Origin of the sequence: Flavobacterium sp. HBTb2-11-1 (assembly GCF_009826975.1) — a bacterium.
Classification (GTDB): Bacteria; Bacteroidota; Bacteroidia; order Flavobacteriales; family Flavobacteriaceae; genus Flavobacterium.
Genome location: NZ_WUMO01000010.1, coordinates 127,509 through 146,974, shown reverse-complemented (window position 1 = coordinate 146,974; position 19,466 = coordinate 127,509). Strand labels below are relative to the sequence as shown.

The 19,466-nt window shown below is 33.8% G+C and carries 18 protein-coding genes and 1 pseudogene; 8 read left to right on the top strand and 11 right to left on the bottom strand.

The genetic code is table 11. From position 1 onward, the window contains the following. Positions 1–2,436, top strand: coding sequence for an ABC transporter permease (locus GR162_RS19765; protein ID WP_160783524.1), 2,436 nt, complete (start codon positions 1–3; stop codon positions 2,434–2,436). A 1-nt stretch (position 2,437) separates the two neighbouring features. After that, complete coding sequence (locus GR162_RS19760) at positions 2,438–4,849, top strand: ABC transporter permease (RefSeq protein WP_160783523.1); 2,412 nt, start codon at positions 2,438–2,440, stop codon at positions 4,847–4,849. Between the two features lie 64 nt (positions 4,850–4,913). Here GR162_RS19760 and GR162_RS19755 read toward each other — a convergent pair whose 3' ends face one another. From GR162_RS19755 to GR162_RS19715, 9 genes are all read right to left on the bottom strand, one after another. Then, entirely contained in the window at positions 4,914–5,525 is a 612-nt protein-coding gene (locus GR162_RS19755) for a DUF417 family protein (RefSeq protein ID WP_160783522.1), read from the bottom strand. Positions 5,526–5,604: 79 nt separating this feature from the next. Further along, entirely contained in the window at positions 5,605–6,417 is an 813-nt protein-coding gene (locus GR162_RS19750) for an AraC family transcriptional regulator (RefSeq protein WP_160783521.1), read from the bottom strand. 67 nt (positions 6,418–6,484) lie between these two features. Further along, the gene (locus GR162_RS19745) at positions 6,485–7,918 is read right to left on the bottom strand and encodes a glycosyltransferase (RefSeq protein WP_160783520.1); all 1,434 of its coding nucleotides are present in this window, start codon (positions 7,916–7,918) and stop codon (positions 6,485–6,487) included. A 12-nt stretch (positions 7,919–7,930) separates the two neighbouring features. Further along, positions 7,931–8,752, bottom strand: a complete 822-nt coding sequence (locus GR162_RS19740) for a hypothetical protein (RefSeq protein ID WP_160783519.1) — start codon at positions 8,750–8,752, stop codon at positions 7,931–7,933. A gap of 1 nt (position 8,753) precedes the next feature. After that, a complete protein-coding gene (locus tag GR162_RS19735; RefSeq protein ID WP_237421405.1) occupies positions 8,754–9,971 on the bottom strand; it encodes a YaiO family outer membrane beta-barrel protein in 1,218 nt (405 codons plus the stop codon). Continuing rightward, positions 9,968–10,333, bottom strand: a complete 366-nt coding sequence (locus GR162_RS19730; RefSeq protein ID WP_008463369.1) for a response regulator transcription factor — start codon at positions 10,331–10,333, stop codon at positions 9,968–9,970. Before GR162_RS19730 ends, GR162_RS19735 begins: the two co-directional genes overlap by 4 nt. A gap of 76 nt (positions 10,334–10,409) precedes the next feature. After that, positions 10,410–12,395 (bottom strand): GAF domain-containing hybrid sensor histidine kinase/response regulator, encoded by a 1,986-nt coding sequence (locus GR162_RS19725; protein ID WP_160783518.1) that lies wholly within the window; start codon positions 12,393–12,395, stop codon positions 10,410–10,412. A gap of 158 nt (positions 12,396–12,553) precedes the next feature. Then, positions 12,554–13,192, bottom strand: coding sequence for an NAD(P)H-binding protein (locus GR162_RS19720; protein ID WP_160783517.1), 639 nt, complete (start codon positions 13,190–13,192; stop codon positions 12,554–12,556). Positions 13,193–13,358: 166 nt separating this feature from the next. After that, positions 13,359–14,270, bottom strand: coding sequence for a DUF4440 domain-containing protein (locus GR162_RS19715; protein ID WP_160783516.1), 912 nt, complete (start codon positions 14,268–14,270; stop codon positions 13,359–13,361). A gap of 254 nt (positions 14,271–14,524) precedes the next feature. On the opposite strand from GR162_RS19715, the gene GR162_RS19710 reads away from it, so the two are divergent. From GR162_RS19710 to GR162_RS19700, 3 genes are all read left to right on the top strand, one after another. Further along, on the top strand, positions 14,525–15,118 hold the full coding sequence (locus GR162_RS19710) for a hypothetical protein (protein ID WP_008463364.1): 594 nt from the start codon (positions 14,525–14,527) through the stop codon (positions 15,116–15,118). Between the two features lie 126 nt (positions 15,119–15,244). Further along, positions 15,245–15,730: a GNAT family N-acetyltransferase gene (locus GR162_RS19705; RefSeq protein ID WP_160783515.1), complete on the top strand. Its 486-nt coding sequence runs from the start codon at positions 15,245–15,247 to the stop codon at positions 15,728–15,730. A 2-nt stretch (positions 15,731–15,732) separates the two neighbouring features. Next, positions 15,733–16,212, top strand: a complete 480-nt coding sequence (locus tag GR162_RS19700; protein ID WP_008463362.1) for a MarR family winged helix-turn-helix transcriptional regulator — start codon at positions 15,733–15,735, stop codon at positions 16,210–16,212. Here the strand turns inward: GR162_RS19700 and GR162_RS19695 are convergent. Continuing rightward, positions 16,209–16,565: a helix-turn-helix domain-containing protein gene (locus tag GR162_RS19695; RefSeq protein WP_237421404.1), complete on the bottom strand. Its 357-nt coding sequence runs from the start codon at positions 16,563–16,565 to the stop codon at positions 16,209–16,211. The genes GR162_RS19700 and GR162_RS19695 overlap by 4 nt on opposite strands. Positions 16,566–16,672: 107 nt before the next feature. Between GR162_RS19695 and GR162_RS19690 the strand changes: the two genes are divergently transcribed. The 3 genes and pseudogenes from GR162_RS19690 to GR162_RS19680 all read left to right on the top strand — a co-directional run. Beyond that, positions 16,673–17,305: a nitroreductase family protein gene (locus GR162_RS19690; RefSeq protein ID WP_160783514.1), complete on the top strand. Its 633-nt coding sequence runs from the start codon at positions 16,673–16,675 to the stop codon at positions 17,303–17,305. Between the two features lie 267 nt (positions 17,306–17,572). After that, positions 17,573–17,950 carry a hypothetical protein gene (locus GR162_RS19685; RefSeq protein WP_160783513.1) on the top strand — a complete coding sequence of 126 codons (378 nt, stop codon included), beginning with the start codon at positions 17,573–17,575 and terminating at the stop codon, positions 17,948–17,950. 126 nt (positions 17,951–18,076) lie between these two features. Next, positions 18,077–18,529: pseudogene (locus GR162_RS19680) on the top strand (transposase); the annotation flags it as partial. A gap of 204 nt (positions 18,530–18,733) precedes the next feature. Here the strand turns inward: GR162_RS19680 and GR162_RS19675 are convergent. Then, complete coding sequence (locus GR162_RS19675; protein WP_160783512.1) at positions 18,734–19,234, bottom strand: hypothetical protein; 501 nt, start codon at positions 19,232–19,234, stop codon at positions 18,734–18,736. Positions 19,235–19,466: the final 232 nt, after the last annotated feature.

The window sequence follows — 19,466 nt, the reverse complement described above, 5'->3', positions numbered from 1 at the left end:
ATGCTTCAGAATTGGATTAACATATTTATTTATCAATTAAAGCATAATAAGCTTTTTACAGCTCTGAATATTCTTGGTCTGAGTATTGGAATATCTGGCTTGATTTTTTCGATTTTATATTGGAATGATGAACAAAGCTATAACGACTGGAATCCTAATAAAGAAGTAGTTTTTCAGTCTTTAAGCCAAGTTAGTCCAACCAATATTTGGGTTACCAATGTAATCACTTTTGAGGATTATTTTAAAACTGATTTTAAAGAACTGGAAAGTTATTGCTACATGGATACTTGGTACAGCAAAAAGATTCTGCTAAGCAATAATAAAAAAGGGATTTTTAAGACAATCGATGCTCAAAAAACTTTTTTTGAAATGTTTCCTTTTCATTTTATAAAAGGAAATAGCAAAATAGCTTTAAAAGACAAAAACTGTATTGCGATCTCTAAACAGACTGCACTAAATTTATTTGGAGATGTAAATGTTTTAGGTAAAGCGATTACTAACGATCATAGGAAACTGATCGTAACGGCTGTTTATGAAATTCAGGGTAAATCTTCTCTCGCGCCTGAAGCTGTTGTTAATTTTATTGCAGAAAGAATCCCTACTGAAAAGGACAATTGGGGAAATTTTAATTTAGGCTTATTATTAAAACTTAAAAATCCTAAAGACAAAGAAAAAGTAATTGTTAAAATGGAAAGTCTTCTGTACCAAAATCGCACAGTAAGATGGGCAAAACAAGAAGGTTTGACAATTGCAGAATGGGAGAAAAAGAATGGAGCCGAAAATATGAAAATATTTTTGGAACCTTTAAAAGATGCTCGATTGCATTCGGCTGTTGATGGTTATGCTGAAGGAAAAGGCAATTATCAATTTCTGATGATAATGATGGGATTGTCTCTTTTGATTTTAATTTTATCGCTTTTTAATTATATCAATCTAGCAACGGCAAATGCTATTAAAAGAGCAAAAGAAGTTGGAGTTAGAAAAATTGCTGGAGCCTCAAAAAGCAATATTGTATTGCAGTTTATTTTTGAAACTCTTGTCATTACCACTTTTTCTATTTTGCTGTCTTTGGTCATTGTCGAATTGTCACTGCCTTTTTACAATAATTTTTTAGATAAACAACTCACTATAAACGGCGCTTCATTTTTCTATGAATTGCTAATCATTTTTATCATAACCGTTATCGCTGCTGGCATATTCCCTGCTCTTTACATCTCAAATTTTGAAACCTCTAAAGTTTTAAAAGGAAATTTTGAAAGAAGCAAAAGCGGCACATGGATTAGAAACGGAGTGCTTATTTTACAGTTTTCGATTGCTTCTTTTTTTATTATTGGATCGTACATAGTATATGAACAAGTAAAATTTTTAAGTCTTAGAGATTTAGGCTTCAAAGGCAATCAGATTCTGGAAATTAACTATAGGCAACCTAATATTGATTTTAATGATCCAAAAGCGATAAGAGGATTGTATACAAGATATGAAACTTTAAGAGAAGAAATAGCAAAAATTAAAGGAGTTTCTAAAGTTAGTACAGGAGCATTTTCGTTTAGCGGAGGCGGAACTTCAGCTTCTACTTTTAGCTATCATGATGTAAGCATTCAAGGTCAAAATATGGCTATTGATTACGGAATGCTCGAAATGCTGAAAATCAAATTGACTGAAGGACGCTATTTAGACAGACGAATTTCATCAGACAGCATAAATTCTGTATTGGTTAATGAAACAGCACTGAAAATGATGAAGGAGAAAAATCCGATTGGTAAAATTGTAGATTGGAATGAAAAGAAACTTAAAATTATCGGGGTTGTTAAAAATTTCAATCTTTGGGGGCCAAAAGCTGAAATTCCACCGATGCTTTTTTTTCATCTCAGAACCGTCGATTGGTTAAATGCAAATGTTAACCGAATTTTCGTAAAAGTAAATCCAGTCGAAATGGAAAATACGCTTCCAAATCTTGAAAATTTCTGGAGAAAAAATATAGATGCCGATTTCCCTTTTAAATATGATTTTGTAGATAAAGCTTATGCCAGAAACTACAAAGAATTTATAGATCAAAGAAATCTTTTTTCACTCTTAAATGTGATCGTTATTTTAATTGCTCTCTTCGGACTTTTTGCATTGGCTTCCTATTCTGTTCAGAGCAGAATGAAAGAAATAGCCATTCGAAAAACACTTGGGGCCGAAACCCATGTTTTGCTGAGAGAACTCTCTAAACAATATGTACTATTTTGTTTCATCGGATTTCTAATTGCGCTATTTCCAGCTTATTATTTACTAAATAAGTGGCTTGAAGATTTTGTCTTTAGAATTGAAATTTCTGCTTATCCATTCGTATTTGGATTCATAGCATTATTGTCGCTCACCTTAATTGTAGTATTGTCTCGAACCTATCAAGCTACAAAAGTAGATGTTTTAAAATACTTAAAATACGAGTAAAATGCTTAAAAATTGGACAAACATATTTATATACCATATAAAGAACAATAAGTTCTTTACGGTTCTAAACATTTTAGGTCTAAGTATTGGAATTGCAGGTTTAATCTTTGCGATTCTATACTGGAACGAAGAACATGCTTACGATCAGTGGAATCCTGAAAAGGATAAAATTTATAACGTAATGAACGATTTTGGAGGAGGCAATATCTGGACAACAAACTCTCCGGTTCCTGGTCGAATGCTAAAAGAAACTACTTCATATCTAAATCAATACTGCTATTATAGACCTTTTTATACAAAAGAAACGATTCAGTATAACGGAAAAATAGAATTGGTCGATAAAATCTTTTCGGCCGAAAGGAGTTTCTTTTCTTTCTTCCCGTTTGAATTTATTCAAGGCAGTGCCAAAACGGCTCTTCATGATCGCAACAGTATGGCGCTTTCAGAAGAGGCGGCTGCCAAGATTTTCAAGAATGAAAATCCGATGGGAAAACAAGTAAAATATGCCGACCAGATTTTTGTGATTCGCGGCGTCTATAAAATGCCCGAAAAATCGTCTGTAATGCCTGCAGTCGTTACTCCAATAGTTGAGGAGGAATTAGAAAACAATAAAGACAATTGGGGTTTTAATTATGGCTTAATGCTTAAGTTGAAAAAGCAAAGCGATACAACTGCCGTAATTCAAAATTTGGATAAAATATTTCTTGAAGACAACTACAAAAAACAGGCAAAAGCAGAAGGTTTATCAATTGAGCAGTTTATTAAACAATATGGAGATCCCATAAAATCAAGGCTTCTTCCTCTTACAAAAGCAAGACTTTATCAAGGAAATTCTGCTTTTCCAGAACTAAATGCCAATTTGCAGTTCTTAAAAATAGTAATGGGTTTATCAATCTTAATTTTAATTCTTTCGATTGTAAACTACATCAACATGGCAACGGCAAATGCAGTAAAACGAGCTAAAGAGGTTGGCGTACGCAAAATTATTGGTGCTTCAAAAAATCAAATTATAGCGCAATTTGTTTTTGAAACCACACTGATAACTTTATTTTCTGTTTTGTTAGCAATGGTAATTGTTGAGCTTTCACTGCCATTTTACAATTCATTTTTGGGAAAAAATCTAATGCTTATTGGAACTCAATTTTACCTACAGCTTGTCTTGATTTTCATCTTTGTCATTATCGTTTCAGGTGTTTTTCCGGCCGTGTATATTTCAAATTTCGAAACGCTTAAAGTATTGAAAGGAAACTTCTCAAGAAGCAAAAGCGGTGTTTGGCTTAGAAACGGAATGCTGGTTTTACAGTTCTCGATTGCTACGCTTTTTATTATCGGGTCGTTTATTGTTTACAAGCAGGTAAATTTTATGGCTGACAAAGATTTAGGTTTTAATGGTGCTCAAATTATGGATATTTCATTTAAACCTCAAAAAGGGAAAAATCAATATGAAAGGTATAAAGCAATTAAACAAGAAATTCTAAAAATTCAAGGTGTTGAAGCAGTTTCTGCAGGAATGTTCTCTATTGGCAGCAACGATAATTCGTGGCAAGGTCTTCATTACAAGGCAAACAAAGAGGTGATTACTCAACAAATGCCAATGGATTTTGGACAACTGAACCTTTTAGGCATCAAAATACTCAAAGGAAGAGATCTAGATCCTAAATTGGCAACGGACAGCATTTCGAGCGCTTTATTGAATGAAGTTGCTGCAAAAACACTTCAAGAAAAAGATCCTGTAAATAAAGAAGTGGTTTTTGGCGGACAGAAATTTAAAGTTGTAGGCATTGTCAAAAACTTTCATTACGTCGGATTGGAATACCGTATTGCTCCAATGATCTTTTTTCATATTAAGAGCTTTGACTGGATGACAAATAATATGCGAAATATTACGGTCAAAATATCGCCTGACCAAATGCCTGAAACTATTGCAGCTATAGATAAATTTTGGAAATCTAAAGTCGATCAGGAATATCCGTTTGAATATGATTTCGTCGATAAGAACTTCGCCAGAACCTATAAGAAATATCAAGATCAGAGAAATCTGTTTGCTTTGCTGAATGTTGTGGTAATATTAATCGCGGTTTTTGGATTATTTGCTTTGGCTTCTTTTTCAATGGAAAGAAGATTACGAGAAATCGCCATCAGAAAAACGCTTGGCGCAGAAACCAATACTTTGCTAAAAGAATTATCCAAACAGTATGTGGTTTTCTGCATAATTGGTTTCCTTATCGGAATTGTCCCTGCTTATTTATTTATGCAAAAATGGCTTGAAAACTTTGCTTCTCGAATCGATATTCCGTTTCTGCCATTCGCAGTAGCTTTTGTTTCACTGTTGTTTTTAACATTGACAATTGTTTTAGCAAAAGCCTATCAAGTGACCAAAGTAGATGTTTTAAAATATTTAAAATATGAATAATTAGTTTTGAGTTTTTGTAAAAAGCTGTGCAAGTCTGAGCCCTTGCGCAGCTTTTTTATTTTGATTAAGCGTAAAATCTTTTTAAAATTTTCTTGGCACTATCTGAAGCTACAATCAGTCCGCCACTCATCATGATAATGTCTTTGAGAACCAAACGGCCTCCAACTGAAAGATACGGAAAACCAAACTGTGGCGTTGGAAAATCACCTCCCAAATTCGGAACGTAAACTTCTGGTGTTGTAATTAAAAATGATAAGGTTACAAATGCCATTCCGAATGTCAGAAGTCCGCCCACAAAGCCCATTTTAGGAAACCAGATGCCTACAAGAACCAGTAAACCTATTGTTACAATAACAGTTCCTAATCCGTAAGAGAAAATGTATGTGCCGTTTTCTTCGTGCCATTTGATGTTTCTCTCAACAGTTTTGCCTTCGAGGTTTTTGTAAAGTGTGTAGGCTTTTACCGTTTTTCCTTCATCAATTACAATTTGTTTATCGGCATCTTTATAAAAGAAACTCATAAACGGACTATTCGCGACAAGCGGAACTATTCCGTCTGCTTCATATTTAAAGGCTTTTAATCCGCCAATCCAAGCCATTACAACAAATATGGCAATTCTTAAAAAGTGAATAAAGTTGTTTTGTCCACCAGCAATAAATCTTATAAATTTTTCCATTTTGATTATGTTTTAAATACATACCAAAATTACTTTATAGCTAACGGGATAAAAATGGACGTAAAGGAGTTTTCATGGATTATTTTGCCACGATAGAAATACCGACTTCTTTTCTAAATACTGTAGGCGAAATTCCAACACTTTTCTTGAAATAGCGGCTGAAATAGAATTCGTCTTCAAAATTAAGATCGTCTGCTATTTCTTTTATCGTTTTGGTTGTCAAATGCAGCAATTTCTTGGCTTCCAAAACAATTCGGTCTTGAATAAGCTGAGAAGGTGATTTTCCAAAATGCTTTTTAATTCTTTTACTAAAAGTATTCACACTCAAATTGTATTTTGACGCATAAAAAGCAACTTCTTTTGCTTCTAGAAAATGCGTGTCTAACAAATGCTGAAACTTCAAAATATCAGCATTTCCTATAGATTCCTGAATTTGTGGTGACATTTTAAGTTGTTTTTCTTTGCTGCTTAAAGCTAGAATAACTTGCAAATAGGATTTTATAATCGAATTATCATAATCCAAATCAGAGTCTTCCACCCTTTTCATTCTTTCCATAATACTCGTAATTTCTTCGTAAATAAAATCGGAAACAGTTACAAAAGGTTCGCTGTAAATATCATTGAATAAAATTCCGTTGCATGCCACTTCTTTTTTATGATATTCAATGCAGTAAAAATCTCCGTGAAAACTTAGAATATTTACAAAAGACACTGTCGAACTTTTCCATTGCAATAACTGGTACGGCGTTAAAAACAAAAGACTCTTTCCTTTGCATTCATAATCAGTTAAATCGACAGAAAAAACAGCTTCTCCATCAAACATTAGAATGTTGTAATAAGGCTCGTTGATTTCCTTTTGAAGAAAAGAAGATTGCTGCAGTTCGATTTTCATATTACTAAATTACGGTTTTGCTTCTCTTGTTTCCTTCAAAAAAACTAAACCGTCTAAGTTTAGTTTTTTATTCTTTCTTAGTAAATCCTTTTCTGGTCATTTCACCCCAACCTTTTGTTCCCATAATTTTTTCTTTATAGCCAATTAACGCCGCATAAACCGTAAGTGGATGAAAATAAAAAGGTTCAATAAAAGCTGCCATTAAAAGTTTAAAAAAATCGGCTTGTTTTGGGTATTTATGATAGGTTTTTTCCTCGCTGTATAAAGCAATTACAGAGAACAAAACTGCAAACGAATACACAAAAAACAATAACAAGAAGAAAAAATGCCAGTTTAGAAGACCAAATATTATAAAAATAACGGTAATGACTAAACCAACAAATTCTATTGCAGGAGCGAGAAATTCAAACAAAGTCCAATACGGTACGCTCAGCATTCCCAATAATTTATATTTTGGATTAAAGAACATTCTGCGATGAATGCTTAAAGTCTCAATAGTTCCTCTCATCCAGCGGGAACGCTGTTTTTTGAATATTTTGAAATCTTCTGGCGCTTCAGTCCAACAAAGCGGATCGGGAATATAACTCACCGAATATGGCAGTTTATTATCGAGCATATAACGACGCATTCTCACAATCAGTTCCATATCTTCTCCAACTGTTTTGGTGTTATAACCTCCAGAAAGTATGGCAATTTCTTTGTCAAAAGCGCCAAAAGCACCGCTAATAAGCAACAATCCATCTAGTTTTCCCCAAGCCATTCTTCCTAAAAGAAAAGCTCTTAAATATTCTAAAACCTGAATTCTTGGCAGCATCACATCTGGAACATGCACTTCGACCAAGCGCCCGTTTTTAATCACACACTGATTGGCAATTCGCACCACGCCTCCTGTTGCAATAATACGTTTTCCGTACGATTCTAAAAATGGTTTTGCGAGTTTTAAAAGCGAATCTTTATCCAAAATACAATCGACGTCAATACAAACCACATACGGGTTTTGAGCAATATTAAGTCCGACGTTTAGCGCATCGGCTTTGCCTCCATTCTCTTTATCAACAACAATCAGCTTTTTGAAAGCCGCGTTTCTAGAAGTATAAATTCCTCTAATCTTTTTGGTTTCAATTTGTGGATGGAAGTCTAAATCGGTTAAAACCAAATCGTAGGTTTTGGTTAAGATTTCCATCGAATTGTCTTTGCTTCCATCGTTTACCACGATGACCTGATAATTATTATAATTCAGAGAAAGTAGAGATTTTACATTTTCTTCGATGGTAAGACCTTCATTGTAAGCGGGCGCAATAAGCGAAAGTTTTGGTGCAAACTCGCTGGTTAAGAGCACATCATAATCAACAAAACTGTTTCGTTTGAGATATTTTCTAAGCTCTTTTGTAGAAATATAAGCCAGCATTAAATAAGAAGACATAATTAGTATGGCGTAACCCAATATCAGGAGTATGTATACATCCAAAAACCACGTTATTTCAGTATTAAAAAAAGTCATTTTCTTATAAGATTATGCTGTTAAGGTCTGTAAAAGACTCTGTGCTTTGTATTTAATTACCGTGTTTGAAGTATTGTCTGCTAACTGAACTACATAAGGAAGTTTCTGTGTTAGTTTAAGTTCTTTTATAAGTTTTAATCCAAGCGCAATTACAGTGGTGTTTTGCGATTCTAACAAATGTTCAATTCCTTCTCTATCACCAACATCATGTTTTTTGAAAGCGCCAATAATATTCAGCTGCATCCAATCGTCTATGGGATCTAAATGGTCTACCAAATATTTTATACTCTCAGTACCTTCAAGTTTTATAGCGGCATTTAATGCCACAATCTTTAGTGTTTTTTTTCTCGCTTTAGAGTAAGCAATAATCTGATCGAATGCTTCTTTAATATTAAATTCTGCCAATTCAGTAATTCCTTTGCATTTTACTTCCCATTTCAAGCTTTTAAGCTTTCGGAACGAAGATTTTATTAATCCCGAATCTTTATAAAACTCTTCCAATTTCTGAGCATAAATTCCTTCGTAGTTTTTATGCAGATTGATAAGGGATTCCATTAAAACTTCTCTAAAAAAAGGCGTGTCAAAAAGCACAAGAAAATTTTTGTCTTTTTTTACTTCAGCAAAAGAAATACTCTCAAAAATGACAGCCGACATAACTTTATCTATTATAGAACTGTATTCTTTGCTAAGACGCTCTTTTTTGATTTTACCATTTCTGCTGGCTACTATAGTAAGATACAAAATAAGTGAACCCGCTAAGAACAGATAAATGGAGAAAGTAAGAAAAGGCACTTCCCACTGGCCGTTTTTATATAGTTCCCAGAATTCTGTCATCTTAAAAACGTTTTGTTACAATTAGCTGTACATTAAACTTGTTTCTGTATTCGCTGGGAATATATTCCTCATATTCATAAAGGAAAATCGGGCGCACAAAAAACGAATCGCCAAAACGATGCTGATATTGAAGTCCGGCACGATATGCTTTTAATGGCTGCGTAAAATTATTGTAGAGATACAGATATGGAACATTTCCGTATTGTAATTCCAATCTGATAAGGCGTTCTTTTTCTTCATTTACGCGCTGAACGCTTAAAACATGAGAAAAAAGTTCGTTCGAAATGTCATAATAAGGTCTATAAGCAAAATTATAAACTCCTGCATTGTATGCCACTTGTCCTGTCAGCAAGGTAATATCGTCTGTATCAAAATGCATAAATCTTGCTCCAAGCGAAAAATCAAACTTTTTCTGTGGAGCAAAATAATATTCCAAACCACCTTTTGCTACAGGAAATATGGTTTTTCCTGTTGATACTCCAGCATTTGCATACAAATAACTTTTGTTTGAAAAGGTCTGATAAAAATCGGTTTCAAAAAGCATTTGGGTTTCGTTGCCGATATTTCCAATATTTGCCCTTCCTACAATCGCTGATTTACTGAATTTATGCGAATACTCAACATATCCGTAATGAAATGGCTGCTGACCTGGGTCTGATGTCGAGATATTTAAATAGGAAGCCGAAACTGCATTTTTGGCTTTGCGCCCAATAAGCGTACGGATTCCTCTAAAAGCTTGAGTGCTATTATCAATATAAGAGGCTTTGTCTATTACATCTAATGCTTCCTGATCGCGGTTTAATTTCTCAAGACACGTGGCCTTAATCTTCAAAACCTCAACCGATTTGGGATCGATGGCAAGATATTTATCACAATACAAAATGCATTTTTCATAATCTTCTGTCCAGAAATAAACGTTTATAAGCGCTTGCAGTGCCTCAAGATTCGGATTGCTTCTGTCTGCCATTGGAAACAAAATGTTTATCGCCGATTTATAGTCTTTTTTCCAGCTGTAAATTCGTCCTGTGTATGTTTGTATATCTTCATTTTCAGGATATTTGGCACGCAGCGGCTCAATAATCGATAGTGCTTTATCGTAATTTTCTTTTTCAACCTCGCGCTTCGCGTTTGCCAGAGCTTCATCTATATTGATTTCTTGGCCCATTGCAATTGAGGAAATAAAAAGCAGGAAAATAGAATAATATACCAACTTCATCATATTCGAGTCTTTAGCAGTTTATTAATCCTCACTAAAAGCACAGCCGGACTTACAGGCTTAGCAATAAATTCGTTTGCTCCAATGTCAAAAGAATCAAGCTCTGTCTGCTCAACACCCGAAGAAGTTAATATAATGACAGGAATATCAGATTTAAGGTTCTCTCTAACATGCTGGGTAATTTCCATCCCGCTTATTCCTGGCATATTTATGTCGGTCAATATCAAATCATAGTTTTCTTTTTCGATCGCCTCTAGCGCCTCTTTACCATCAGAAAACTGGTCAACATTAAATCCTTTAGACTCTAAGAAAAAAGACAACGATTTGCGTAGGATATCATTATCTTCGGCTACAATAATTCTCATTTTTTAATTTTTTCTCTTTGGGACAAACTAAATCATATTCATTATTACTATAAAACTACAGTATATTTCCGTTATATCATAACTCTTTTAAAATTTTAACGACTTCCTCAATTCCACAACTGAAAATATTCATTTTATCTAAAACGTCTGCCGTAAATTTACCATATGACGCTTCTTCCTCAATAATTGACAGGCAATTGCTCAAATCCTGCAGCATAAAAATATCCATGCTTGATTTCATATTATGCGCCAGTTTCCTTACGCTGTCGTAATCAGTTTCCTTAAATGCTTCTTCTAACTGTGCCACTTGATTCGGAATTTTTTCAATAAAAAGATTAATCATATCTTTTTTAAATTCTGGATCGTTTCCAGACATTTCATCTAGAAAAGACATATCAATAATTCTCTTATGATGCGCATCAGCGTCTGGTGACATTACCGTTTTTATGGCTTTTAAAAGAACGGACTGCTTAAACGGTTTTGGCACATAAGCATTCATTCCTACTTTGTAGCATCGCTCCTGCTCTCCTACCAGAGAATGTGCTGTCATGGCAATAATCGGAATGGCGGAATTCATTTCATTTCTAATATATTCTGTGGTTTGGTAGCCATCTTTAACGGGCATTTGTAAATCCATTAAAACCAGATCATATTCATTTTGAGACAAAAGTTCGATGCCTTCTTCACCGTTTTGTGCAATATCCAAATCAAAACCAAAATTATTAATTACGCTTTTTGCAAGCTTTTGGTTTAAAACATTGTCTTCGCAGAGCAATATTTTAAGATTTCCCAAATCATTATTAGAAACAGTTTTGACTTCTGCTTCCCTAGCGTTTGATTTTTTATATGACAGGGTAAAGAAAAATTCCGAACCACGGTTTAAGGTACTTTTTACATGAACTTCTCCTTTCTGAAGTTCGACTAGCTGTTTTACTATATTCAATCCGAGTCCAGTGCCTCCAAATGTTCGCGTTGTGCTTTCCTCACCTTGCGTAAACCTTTCAAAAATAGTTTCGAGCTTATCTTTTGCGATTCCAATCCCAGTATCTTTAATAGAAAATTTAAACGAATAGCTGTCTTCAGTCTCCTCAATTTTCTTTACCGAAACGGTCACTTCTCCTTCATTTGTAAACTTCAGCGCATTTCCAATGAGATTTACCAATATTTGATTGAGCCTTCCTTGATCTCCAATCACCATGTCTGGCAATTCAGCATCAAGAAAAAGATTAAACTCAACTTCCTTCTGCACTTTTACTTTCAGCAAACTATAAACGTGTCTGAGGGTTTTCTTCAAATTAAATGGCTCGGATTCGATTGGTAAATTTCCAGACTCCATTTTTGAAAGATCCAGAATATCATTTACTATCAAAAGTAAATTTTCGCCAGCAATTTGGACATTTCCTATATAATCACGCTGTGTATCATCAAGTTTTGTTTGTGCCAGCAGATCTGTAAAACCAATAATTGCATTAAGAGGCGTCCTAATTTCATGACTCATATTGGCCAAAAAACTATCTCTTGCCAAAACCGCTCGTTCTGCGATCTTTCGCTGCGTATACAATTGATTGTTTTTTGTGCTTAATTCCAATGAAGTAATAACATGTTTGGCCACAATAGAAAGTGCATTACGCTGATTTTCATTCAATACTTTGGCCTCATGATCAATAGCACATAATGTTCCAATATTATACCCGTCTGGCGTTGTAAGCGGTACCCCTGCATAAAATCGTATATTAAAACCTCCAGTAACATTAGGATCATCTTTAAAACGATCATTAAGTAAAGTATCGTTTATTTCTGTCATTTTAGAGTCTAAGATGGTATACTGGCAAAAACTGATTTCACGCGGCACTTCAGAAACGCCTATCCCAATCTCCGATTTAAACCATTGCCTGTTTTCATCAATAAAAGAAATATGAGCAATTGGAACACCGCAGATATAAGCTACAAGCTTTGTGGCATCATCAAAAGCATCATCTGGAAGTGTATCAAGTATATTATAACGTTTTAGGGCTGCTAAACGCTGTAGTTCGTTTTCTGGAATGGGGTAATTCGTATTCATTTCTTCGGCGTAGTAAAAAGTATAAAGATAAAGTAAAATAGTCTAAAACCCTTGTCCAGCATAGAGTTTATTGTAAAATTGTATCCGCAAAGACTTAAGTATTACGGTTTGGATTACTTATTTATTCTTTTTTTCAATTTTCTATTATCAAATTTATGCTACAATTTAAGAATACTGTTTAATTCCAATATTGTCATTCCTTCAGGAAGCGCTTTGGGTGCTTTTACTAGTTTTTTGGCTAAAAATGAGGGTGCAATTGGTTTCAGGTTTTTGAAAAGCCCAATCGAATTGAGGAATTTTATGACTTTAACTGAAATCTTTTCACCCAAACGATCTGTATTCTCACGAATTAGAGGTCCAGGTCTAAAAATAATATATTGAGAAAAATGAAGCTCTTGGAGGTATTCTTCTAGTTTTCCTTTCATCATAGAATAATATACACTGCTTTTGGCTGAGGCTCCGTACGAAGAAACTAATACCAAAGATTTTACCTTATTTTGTTTTGCAACAGCTGCAAATTCGGCCGGAATATCATAATCGATTTTCCATTGTTTTTCTTTTGAACCTGCATCTTTCAGCGTGGTTCCCAAACAAGAAAAAAGAACGTCTCCATAAATTAAGTTCTGAAATGAAGCTACATTTGAAAAATCAACAACATGTTCTGTGAGTTTTGGATGTGATTTTTCTAGTGGGCGTCTTACAAAAATGGAAACTGCTTCGTAATCATTATTTTCCAATAGCAGGTTAACTAGCTCTTTTCCTGTAGCGCCCGTAGCTCCAATTACTAATGCTTTCATGATTTTAGAAATTTTGTATCGTAAATATAAGGATCTTTTTAAAAAACTTCTACCGATATTCCTCTGAAGCATTCGGAAAATTCCCTTTCAAATGTTTTTTAAAACCTAAAAAATAGACTAGCACAACGTATAGTTTCTCTAACTTCAAATTAGAATTTTTAATTTTTTAATCATGATTTACCATCTGGCGAAAAAGCAATAATTCTCCATCACTATTTTTTTTCCAAACATTTATACTTTTTCCTTTTACATTTCCGTTTTTTTCGTCGTCACGCCAATCAACGTTATAAAAGCCAAATTCTACAATGGCTTTTTGGGCATAAATGATATTTGAAGTTTGAATAGAAATCTGTTCAATACGCAATGTACCAGGCTTTTCATGTTCTGTAAAATAGGCTGTAATCTCTTTTTCGCCAGAAAGAATCGGAGTATAATAAGTCAAATACATGGCATCTGGCATAAACATTTTGGCATGCTCTGCTCCTTGCCTATTCTGAACTAATTCTTTAATTCTATTATTTCTTTCTTTTACTTCTAAAGTTAACTTGTCAGTCGGAATATATTCTTTCGTCGGCGGAACTGCGATATCATCTATATTCGGAATATTTTTATCATCAAAATAGCTTGCCGAACCCCAAATTTCTGCGGCAATTGTTGGAGGCAAGCTCCTATTGGAAGACTTTTTCCATAAAACTGAATATTTTCCAGAATACGAAAACGGATTCTGTCCGTTTACATTTAAGTTTTCAGCGAAAGTTCCAATCTCTAAAACGTAATTGCCGAGGTCCTGCAACTCTAAAATAGTTCTTTGGTAAGCACTGATTTTTGCCTGTGCCAGCCATTGTTTGTAGAAATCTCGAATAGTTTCTCTACCCACCCGCTGCCTGCTGTGTTCTGGCATAAATAGGGTTTGATCGGTATAAGATTTTACCAAATCTTCTTGTTTTCCATTTATAAAAGCGGTGGCAAAAGAAGCATTATACTCTTCAATCTGCTTCTTTATAGCAGAATCTGCTTTGTTTTCTTGAGCAAAAACACCAATTGCAAAAAAAAGGAAGGCTAAACTTAATTTGATCATAGCATATTTGTTTTGGTTACAACACAAATATACAATATTGATATTCAGTATTTTAAAAACAACAAAAAGGATTCAAAAACCACTTTGCAATAAGTCCATTTTTTATTAGAAAGCCTAAAACGGAAAAGTTAATTTTTAGAAAAATAACCATTTATAAGACAATAATTGGTTTTATAAAATGTTTATATATAAAAGATTATGATGCATCTAATTTTTTTAAATCAATACCACACAAGATTAAATAGTATAAAAACATGAAAAAAATATTTTTGATAATTGCCTTTGCTTCTTTTTCAATGCACAGTTTTGCTCAGGAATTGGATAATAAATTCAAATCAATTCCAGCAAAAAAATCTCCTGTAAAAGAAGTTATTCCTCCAGCAGAAGCTGCTCCCAAAGAAAACCCACCAGCGCCTATCGAGAAGCCAGCTCCATTGCAGGTTAATCCAGACGAATTATTTAAAAACACTAATCTTTATAAGCCGGAAGCCAATGTTGAGGGAATATTTTATAGAAGAAATCAGTTTTTAGGCAATTTCAACACTACTGCCGTTACTTCTACTATAATGTACCGAGATGCAGCTTTTGTAGACGGAGATAAAGTAAAAGTATATTTGAACGATAAAGTTATTGAACCTGAAGTCTTTTTGAACGGCGATTTTAAAAGTGTCAAAATAAACTTGGAAAAAGGAATCAATAAAATTGATATCGAAGCCTTAAACGAAGGTTTTGCTTCTCCAAATACAGCCGAATTTAAGGTTTATGACGATAAAGGCCAAGTTATTTCGTCAAGCGAATGGAATGTTGGTACGGGTTATAAGGCTGTTATTGTTTTAGTTAAAGAATAAAAAAAGAATAAAAAAATTGTAATAAATCACAAAAAACACTTAAAACTGCTGGGTTCAGCAGTTTTTTGCTTGTATATATGTAGTTAACTACGTAGTTTTGTACTCATATTTTAATTTTAAAATGCCATGCAGATTAAACCTATACAGAATGAGTACGAAAATGAAATCGTAGATCTCATATTAAACATTCAGCAAAAAGAATTCAATGTACCGATAACTTTAGCAGATCAGCCAGATTTATTAGATATCCAAAACTTTTATTTCAAATCGGGCGGTACATTTTTAGGCGCTTTTATTGACGGAAAGTTGGTTGGCACAATTGCTTTGGTAAAATTTAATCCAGAAGCTGCAGCCATCAGAAAAATGTTTGTCAAGAAAGAATTTAGAGGAAAAGAATTTCAAATTGCCCAGCAATTATTGGAGCAATTAATTGAATACAGCAAAGAAAACGGAATTAAAAACTTATATTTAGGAACGGTTTCTTTATTGCAGGCTGCTTTGCGATTTTATGAAAAGAATAGTTTTGCAACGATATCAAAAGAAGCGCTTCCTGCTGATTTTCCGTTAATGAAACCTGACAATGTTTTTTGCCATTTAAAACTAAATCCATAACAATGAATATAATTGACGAAATAGGCATTTTGGCCATATCAACGCGTTTGCAACGTTTGAGCGAACAACTGCGTAAAGACGGCGCACAGATTTACAGTTATTTTAATATTGATTTTGAACCGAAATGGTTTCCGGTAATTTACACTTTGCACGTAAAAGAAATGCTAAGTGTAGTCGAAATTGCCAGTGAAATTGGCTACAGCCACCCTTCGACAATCAGTTTATTAAAAGAATTGGAAAAAGAGAAAATCATCAGTTCTAAAAAAGACAAACAAGACGAGCGCAAGAGATTGATCATTTTAACGGCAAAAGGAAAAGAACTGGTTTCTAAAATGCAACCCGTTTGGAGCATTATGACCAAAGCGTTGAACGAAATTACCAATACGCAAAACAATCTTTTACGAGCAATTGAAGAAGCAGAACAGAATTTAACTCGTCAGGGATTTTTTCAAAAAGCCATTGAAATAAAAAGCAAAGACTAATCTTTGCCTGTAATTTTCTTTCTGTGGTTATGTCCCCACCTTGCCAGGGAATCAATGACTTCTTTTAAGGTATGTCCGTATTCTGTTAATTCATATTCAACCGTTACAGGTTGCGTGTTGAGAACAGTTCTCGTAACTAGCTGATTTTCTTCAAGGTTTTTTAATTCCCTGCTCAGCATTTTCCCAGAAATGCCTTCCACTTCTCGCAATAAATCGGTAAACCGCAAAGTATTGAAGCATAACGATGCTATGATAGAAATTTTCCATCTTCCGTTTAAAATATACATGGCGTCGTGGACTGCCATAATATGCTGATTGCACGATTTTTTATCGTGTATGGGTTCTTTTATCATGTTATATTAGTAGGTTACCTCGATGTTACAGTTACTTTTGGTAATCTGATGACAAAAATACACTTAAAGTTTTTACATTTGAATACAATTTTAATCAATTAAAAAAAATGGCCTTAATAGATGCACTAAAGTGGCGTTACGCTACAAAAAAAATGAACGGACAAGCTGTTCCGCAAGAAAAAGTAGATTATATTCTTGAAGCTGCAAAACTAGCACCTTCTTCTTCTGGTTTACAGCCTTATAAAATCTTTGTTATTACAAACCAAGAGCTTAAAGAAAAGCTAAGAGCGGTAAGTTTTGATCAAAGCCAGGTTACTGATGCGTCTCACGTTTTGGTTTGGGCTGCTTGGGATGGTTACAGTTTAGAGAAAATTTCTGCCGTATTTGACAAAACCATTGCTGAAAGAGGAATCCCTGCTGATGCGATGGACGAATACAAACAAAGGCTTTGGGGAATGTATGAGCCTCTAGGTCAGGAATGGCACGCTAACCATGCGGCAAAACAAGCTTATATTTCGTTTGGTATTGCAATCGCTGCCGCGGCTGAACAGCAAGTAGATGCAACTCCAATGGAAGGTTTTATTCCAGCTGAAGTAGACAAACTTTTAGGTTTAAACGAACTTGGTTTAAAAAGTGTTTTAGTTTTACCTCTTGGCTATAGAGATGATGCAAACGACTGGTTGGTAAACTTGAAAAAAGTAAGAACTGCTCAAGAAGAATTTATAACAGTAATTAAGTAAAAAATTAATTTTTGCTTAAAAGAAAATGCTTTTGAAAGGTATGGTAGTGCTTTTTCAGAAGCATTTTTGTTTTAATTATTTCATTTTCAATCCAAAACAAAATCCGGCTTAAAAAGCAAAAAAAGCATTTTATCAGACTTATGTTATTTTTTAATTATTGTATAAAAAAAGGTACGTAATGCGGATAATTAAATAAAATTGTATCCCTAATTTTGTTTTTATCCAAAACTATTCAATCTTATTTACAACAACTAAAATTCTAAAATTATGTCTGATTTTTTAACTCAATTTGGGGAAGACCTAAAAAAGAACGTCCCGGGATTCATCGCAGTTTCTGTAGCTGAAATTGCAAGCGGCATGTCATACTATTCTCAATCTGTAGTAGCAGATTTTGACCCTGAATTGGCGTCGGCTTATAATCTAGAAGTGGTAAAAGCAAAAATGAACGCTATTAAAGCTTTAGGATTAAAAGACCAGGTAATTGACAACATTATGATTACCCTAAGTTCACAAATTCACATCATCGATGTATCTGACAAGCAGGAATACTTTATTTACCTAGCTGTTGACTCAACAAAAGCTAATTTGGGTATGACAAAATCTATCCTTAATAAGTATAAAAAAGAAATAGTAGCTAAATTATAACACAATTTTACCTTTGTAAAGAGGAATATTCGTTGTCGAATATTCCTCTTTATTTTTTATACAAATTGTTATTCGTTTCTTTTTAAAATATTTTATATTTCGAAATGTAAATATGGATTTGTATAGATGGAGTTACGCACCTATTTTGAAAAATATTCTGATGAAGCAACCTGTATTGAAGAGCTCAAAAACAAACGTTTAGAGAACGGACTTTTGTGCAGGAAATGCGGACATAATACGCATTCTTTCCGTCAGAATGATTTAAAATTCCAGTGTCGCAAATGTGGCAGCCGCACTAGCCTGCGCTCAGGCACTGTGATGGAAAACTCCAATCTCCCTATTCGATACTGGATGATCTGCATTGAATTGATGACGCTTTCGCATAGAAGATTATCTATTCTCAAAATTCAATATTTATTGGGACATAAACGTTACGAGCCTATCTGGATGATGGTGCAGAAAATTCGTCTCGTCATGAAAATCAGGGACGAAAAATACAGATTAAAAGCCTATTCAGAATTTGATCCAGAATTTCTTCAAAAAATAGACAAACTCGCAATAAAGAAAAAAGCAGAAAGCAGTAAGTTGTGAATTATGAGTTATGAGTATCAATTTTTAATTTTTAACGCAAGACATTAATAAAAAGCCACAGATTATAGGATTAAAATGATTTCTTAAAATCTGTGTCAATCCTGTAATCTGTGGCTTTATAAATATTGCAGAAGCTCCGATTTCTCTTAGCTTGACAATTCGAATTATCAATTGTTAATTGTTAATTCACCATTATTTCTTCTTATTCTTTTTAGTTTTCGATCTTTTTGCTTTGTTTTTAGCTATCTTTTTTGCCTTTACTTTTTCTTTAGCTTTTTTAGCTTTGGCTTTCTTTTTTGCTTTCGCTTTTAGTTTTGCTTTTTTAGCCTTTTCTTTCTTTTTGTCTTTTTTCTTAGCTGCAGCTTTTTTCTTTTTCAGCTTTTCTTTTTTCTCTTTTTCTTTCACTTTTTTATTTTTTTTAGATTTTGGCTGGTCTTCGTTTTCTTCTGATGTCTCCGCTTCAGATGTTAGTTCCTCACCTTCTTCTGCCTGTTTTGGTTCCTGCATTGCTGCCTCTGTGCTTTCATCTTTTTCTGCTGCTTTTCTCGGGGCTCTCTTGGGTTTAGGTTTTTCTAGAGTTTCAACCGCTTCAGATTCTGGAGCTAAATCTTTTTGCTCGTTTTCATCATTAGAGATAACTTGACTAGCTTCTACCTCTTGATCGATTTCATTAGTAAGCACTTCTTTTGCCATTATTCTGTTAATTTTAAGAAATTGATTAAATTTATTTTGGATTAAACTAATTTTCAATGTTATTAAATCATTAAATTAACATCAAAAAAATAATAAACAAAGATAGATTGAAAAACCTATTCGCCAATGTTAAGTTTTTCATGAGCATAAAAACAAGGATATATTCGTTTAAAAATCAAACACTTATCCAATGTTAAGTTTTTTACCATTGCTTTTACAAAATTAAAAACGC

Bases quoted from the DNA above. Each gene is read 5' to 3' on its own strand.
- GR162_RS19710 (WP_008463364.1), top strand. From the start codon at position 14,525: ATGAAAAAAATATTTTTGATAATTGCCTTTGCTTCTTTTTCAATGCAC.
- GR162_RS19760 (WP_160783523.1), top strand. From the start codon at position 2,438: ATGCTTAAAAATTGGACAAACATATTTATATACCATATAAAGAACAAT.
- GR162_RS19705 (WP_160783515.1), top strand. From the start codon at position 15,245: ATGCAGATTAAACCTATACAGAATGAGTACGAAAATGAAATCGTAGAT.
- GR162_RS19755 (WP_160783522.1), bottom strand. From the start codon at position 5,525: ATGGAAAAATTTATAAGATTTATTGCTGGTGGACAAAACAACTTTATT.
- GR162_RS19675 (WP_160783512.1), bottom strand. From the start codon at position 19,234: ATGGCAAAAGAAGTGCTTACTAATGAAATCGATCAAGAGGTAGAAGCT.
- GR162_RS19725 (WP_160783518.1), bottom strand. From the start codon at position 12,395: ATGAATACGAATTACCCCATTCCAGAAAACGAACTACAGCGTTTAGCA.
- GR162_RS19750 (WP_160783521.1), bottom strand. From the start codon at position 6,417: ATGAAAATCGAACTGCAGCAATCTTCTTTTCTTCAAAAGGAAATCAAC.
- GR162_RS19740 (WP_160783519.1), bottom strand. From the start codon at position 8,752: ATGACAGAATTCTGGGAACTATATAAAAACGGCCAGTGGGAAGTGCCT.
- GR162_RS19735 (WP_237421405.1), bottom strand. From the start codon at position 9,971: ATGATGAAGTTGGTATATTATTCTATTTTCCTGCTTTTTATTTCCTCA.
- GR162_RS19700 (WP_008463362.1), top strand. From the start codon at position 15,733: ATGAATATAATTGACGAAATAGGCATTTTGGCCATATCAACGCGTTTG.
- GR162_RS19690 (WP_160783514.1), top strand. From the start codon at position 16,673: ATGGCCTTAATAGATGCACTAAAGTGGCGTTACGCTACAAAAAAAATG.
- GR162_RS19730 (WP_008463369.1), bottom strand. From the start codon at position 10,333: ATGAGAATTATTGTAGCCGAAGATAATGATATCCTACGCAAATCGTTG.
- GR162_RS19765 (WP_160783524.1), top strand. From the start codon at position 1: ATGCTTCAGAATTGGATTAACATATTTATTTATCAATTAAAGCATAAT.
- GR162_RS19720 (WP_160783517.1), bottom strand. From the start codon at position 13,192: ATGAAAGCATTAGTAATTGGAGCTACGGGCGCTACAGGAAAAGAGCTA.
- GR162_RS19715 (WP_160783516.1), bottom strand. From the start codon at position 14,270: ATGATCAAATTAAGTTTAGCCTTCCTTTTTTTTGCAATTGGTGTTTTT.
- GR162_RS19745 (WP_160783520.1), bottom strand. From the start codon at position 7,918: ATGACTTTTTTTAATACTGAAATAACGTGGTTTTTGGATGTATACATA.
- GR162_RS19695 (WP_237421404.1), bottom strand. From the start codon at position 16,565: ATGATAAAAGAACCCATACACGATAAAAAATCGTGCAATCAGCATATT.
- GR162_RS19685 (WP_160783513.1), top strand. From the start codon at position 17,573: ATGTCTGATTTTTTAACTCAATTTGGGGAAGACCTAAAAAAGAACGTC.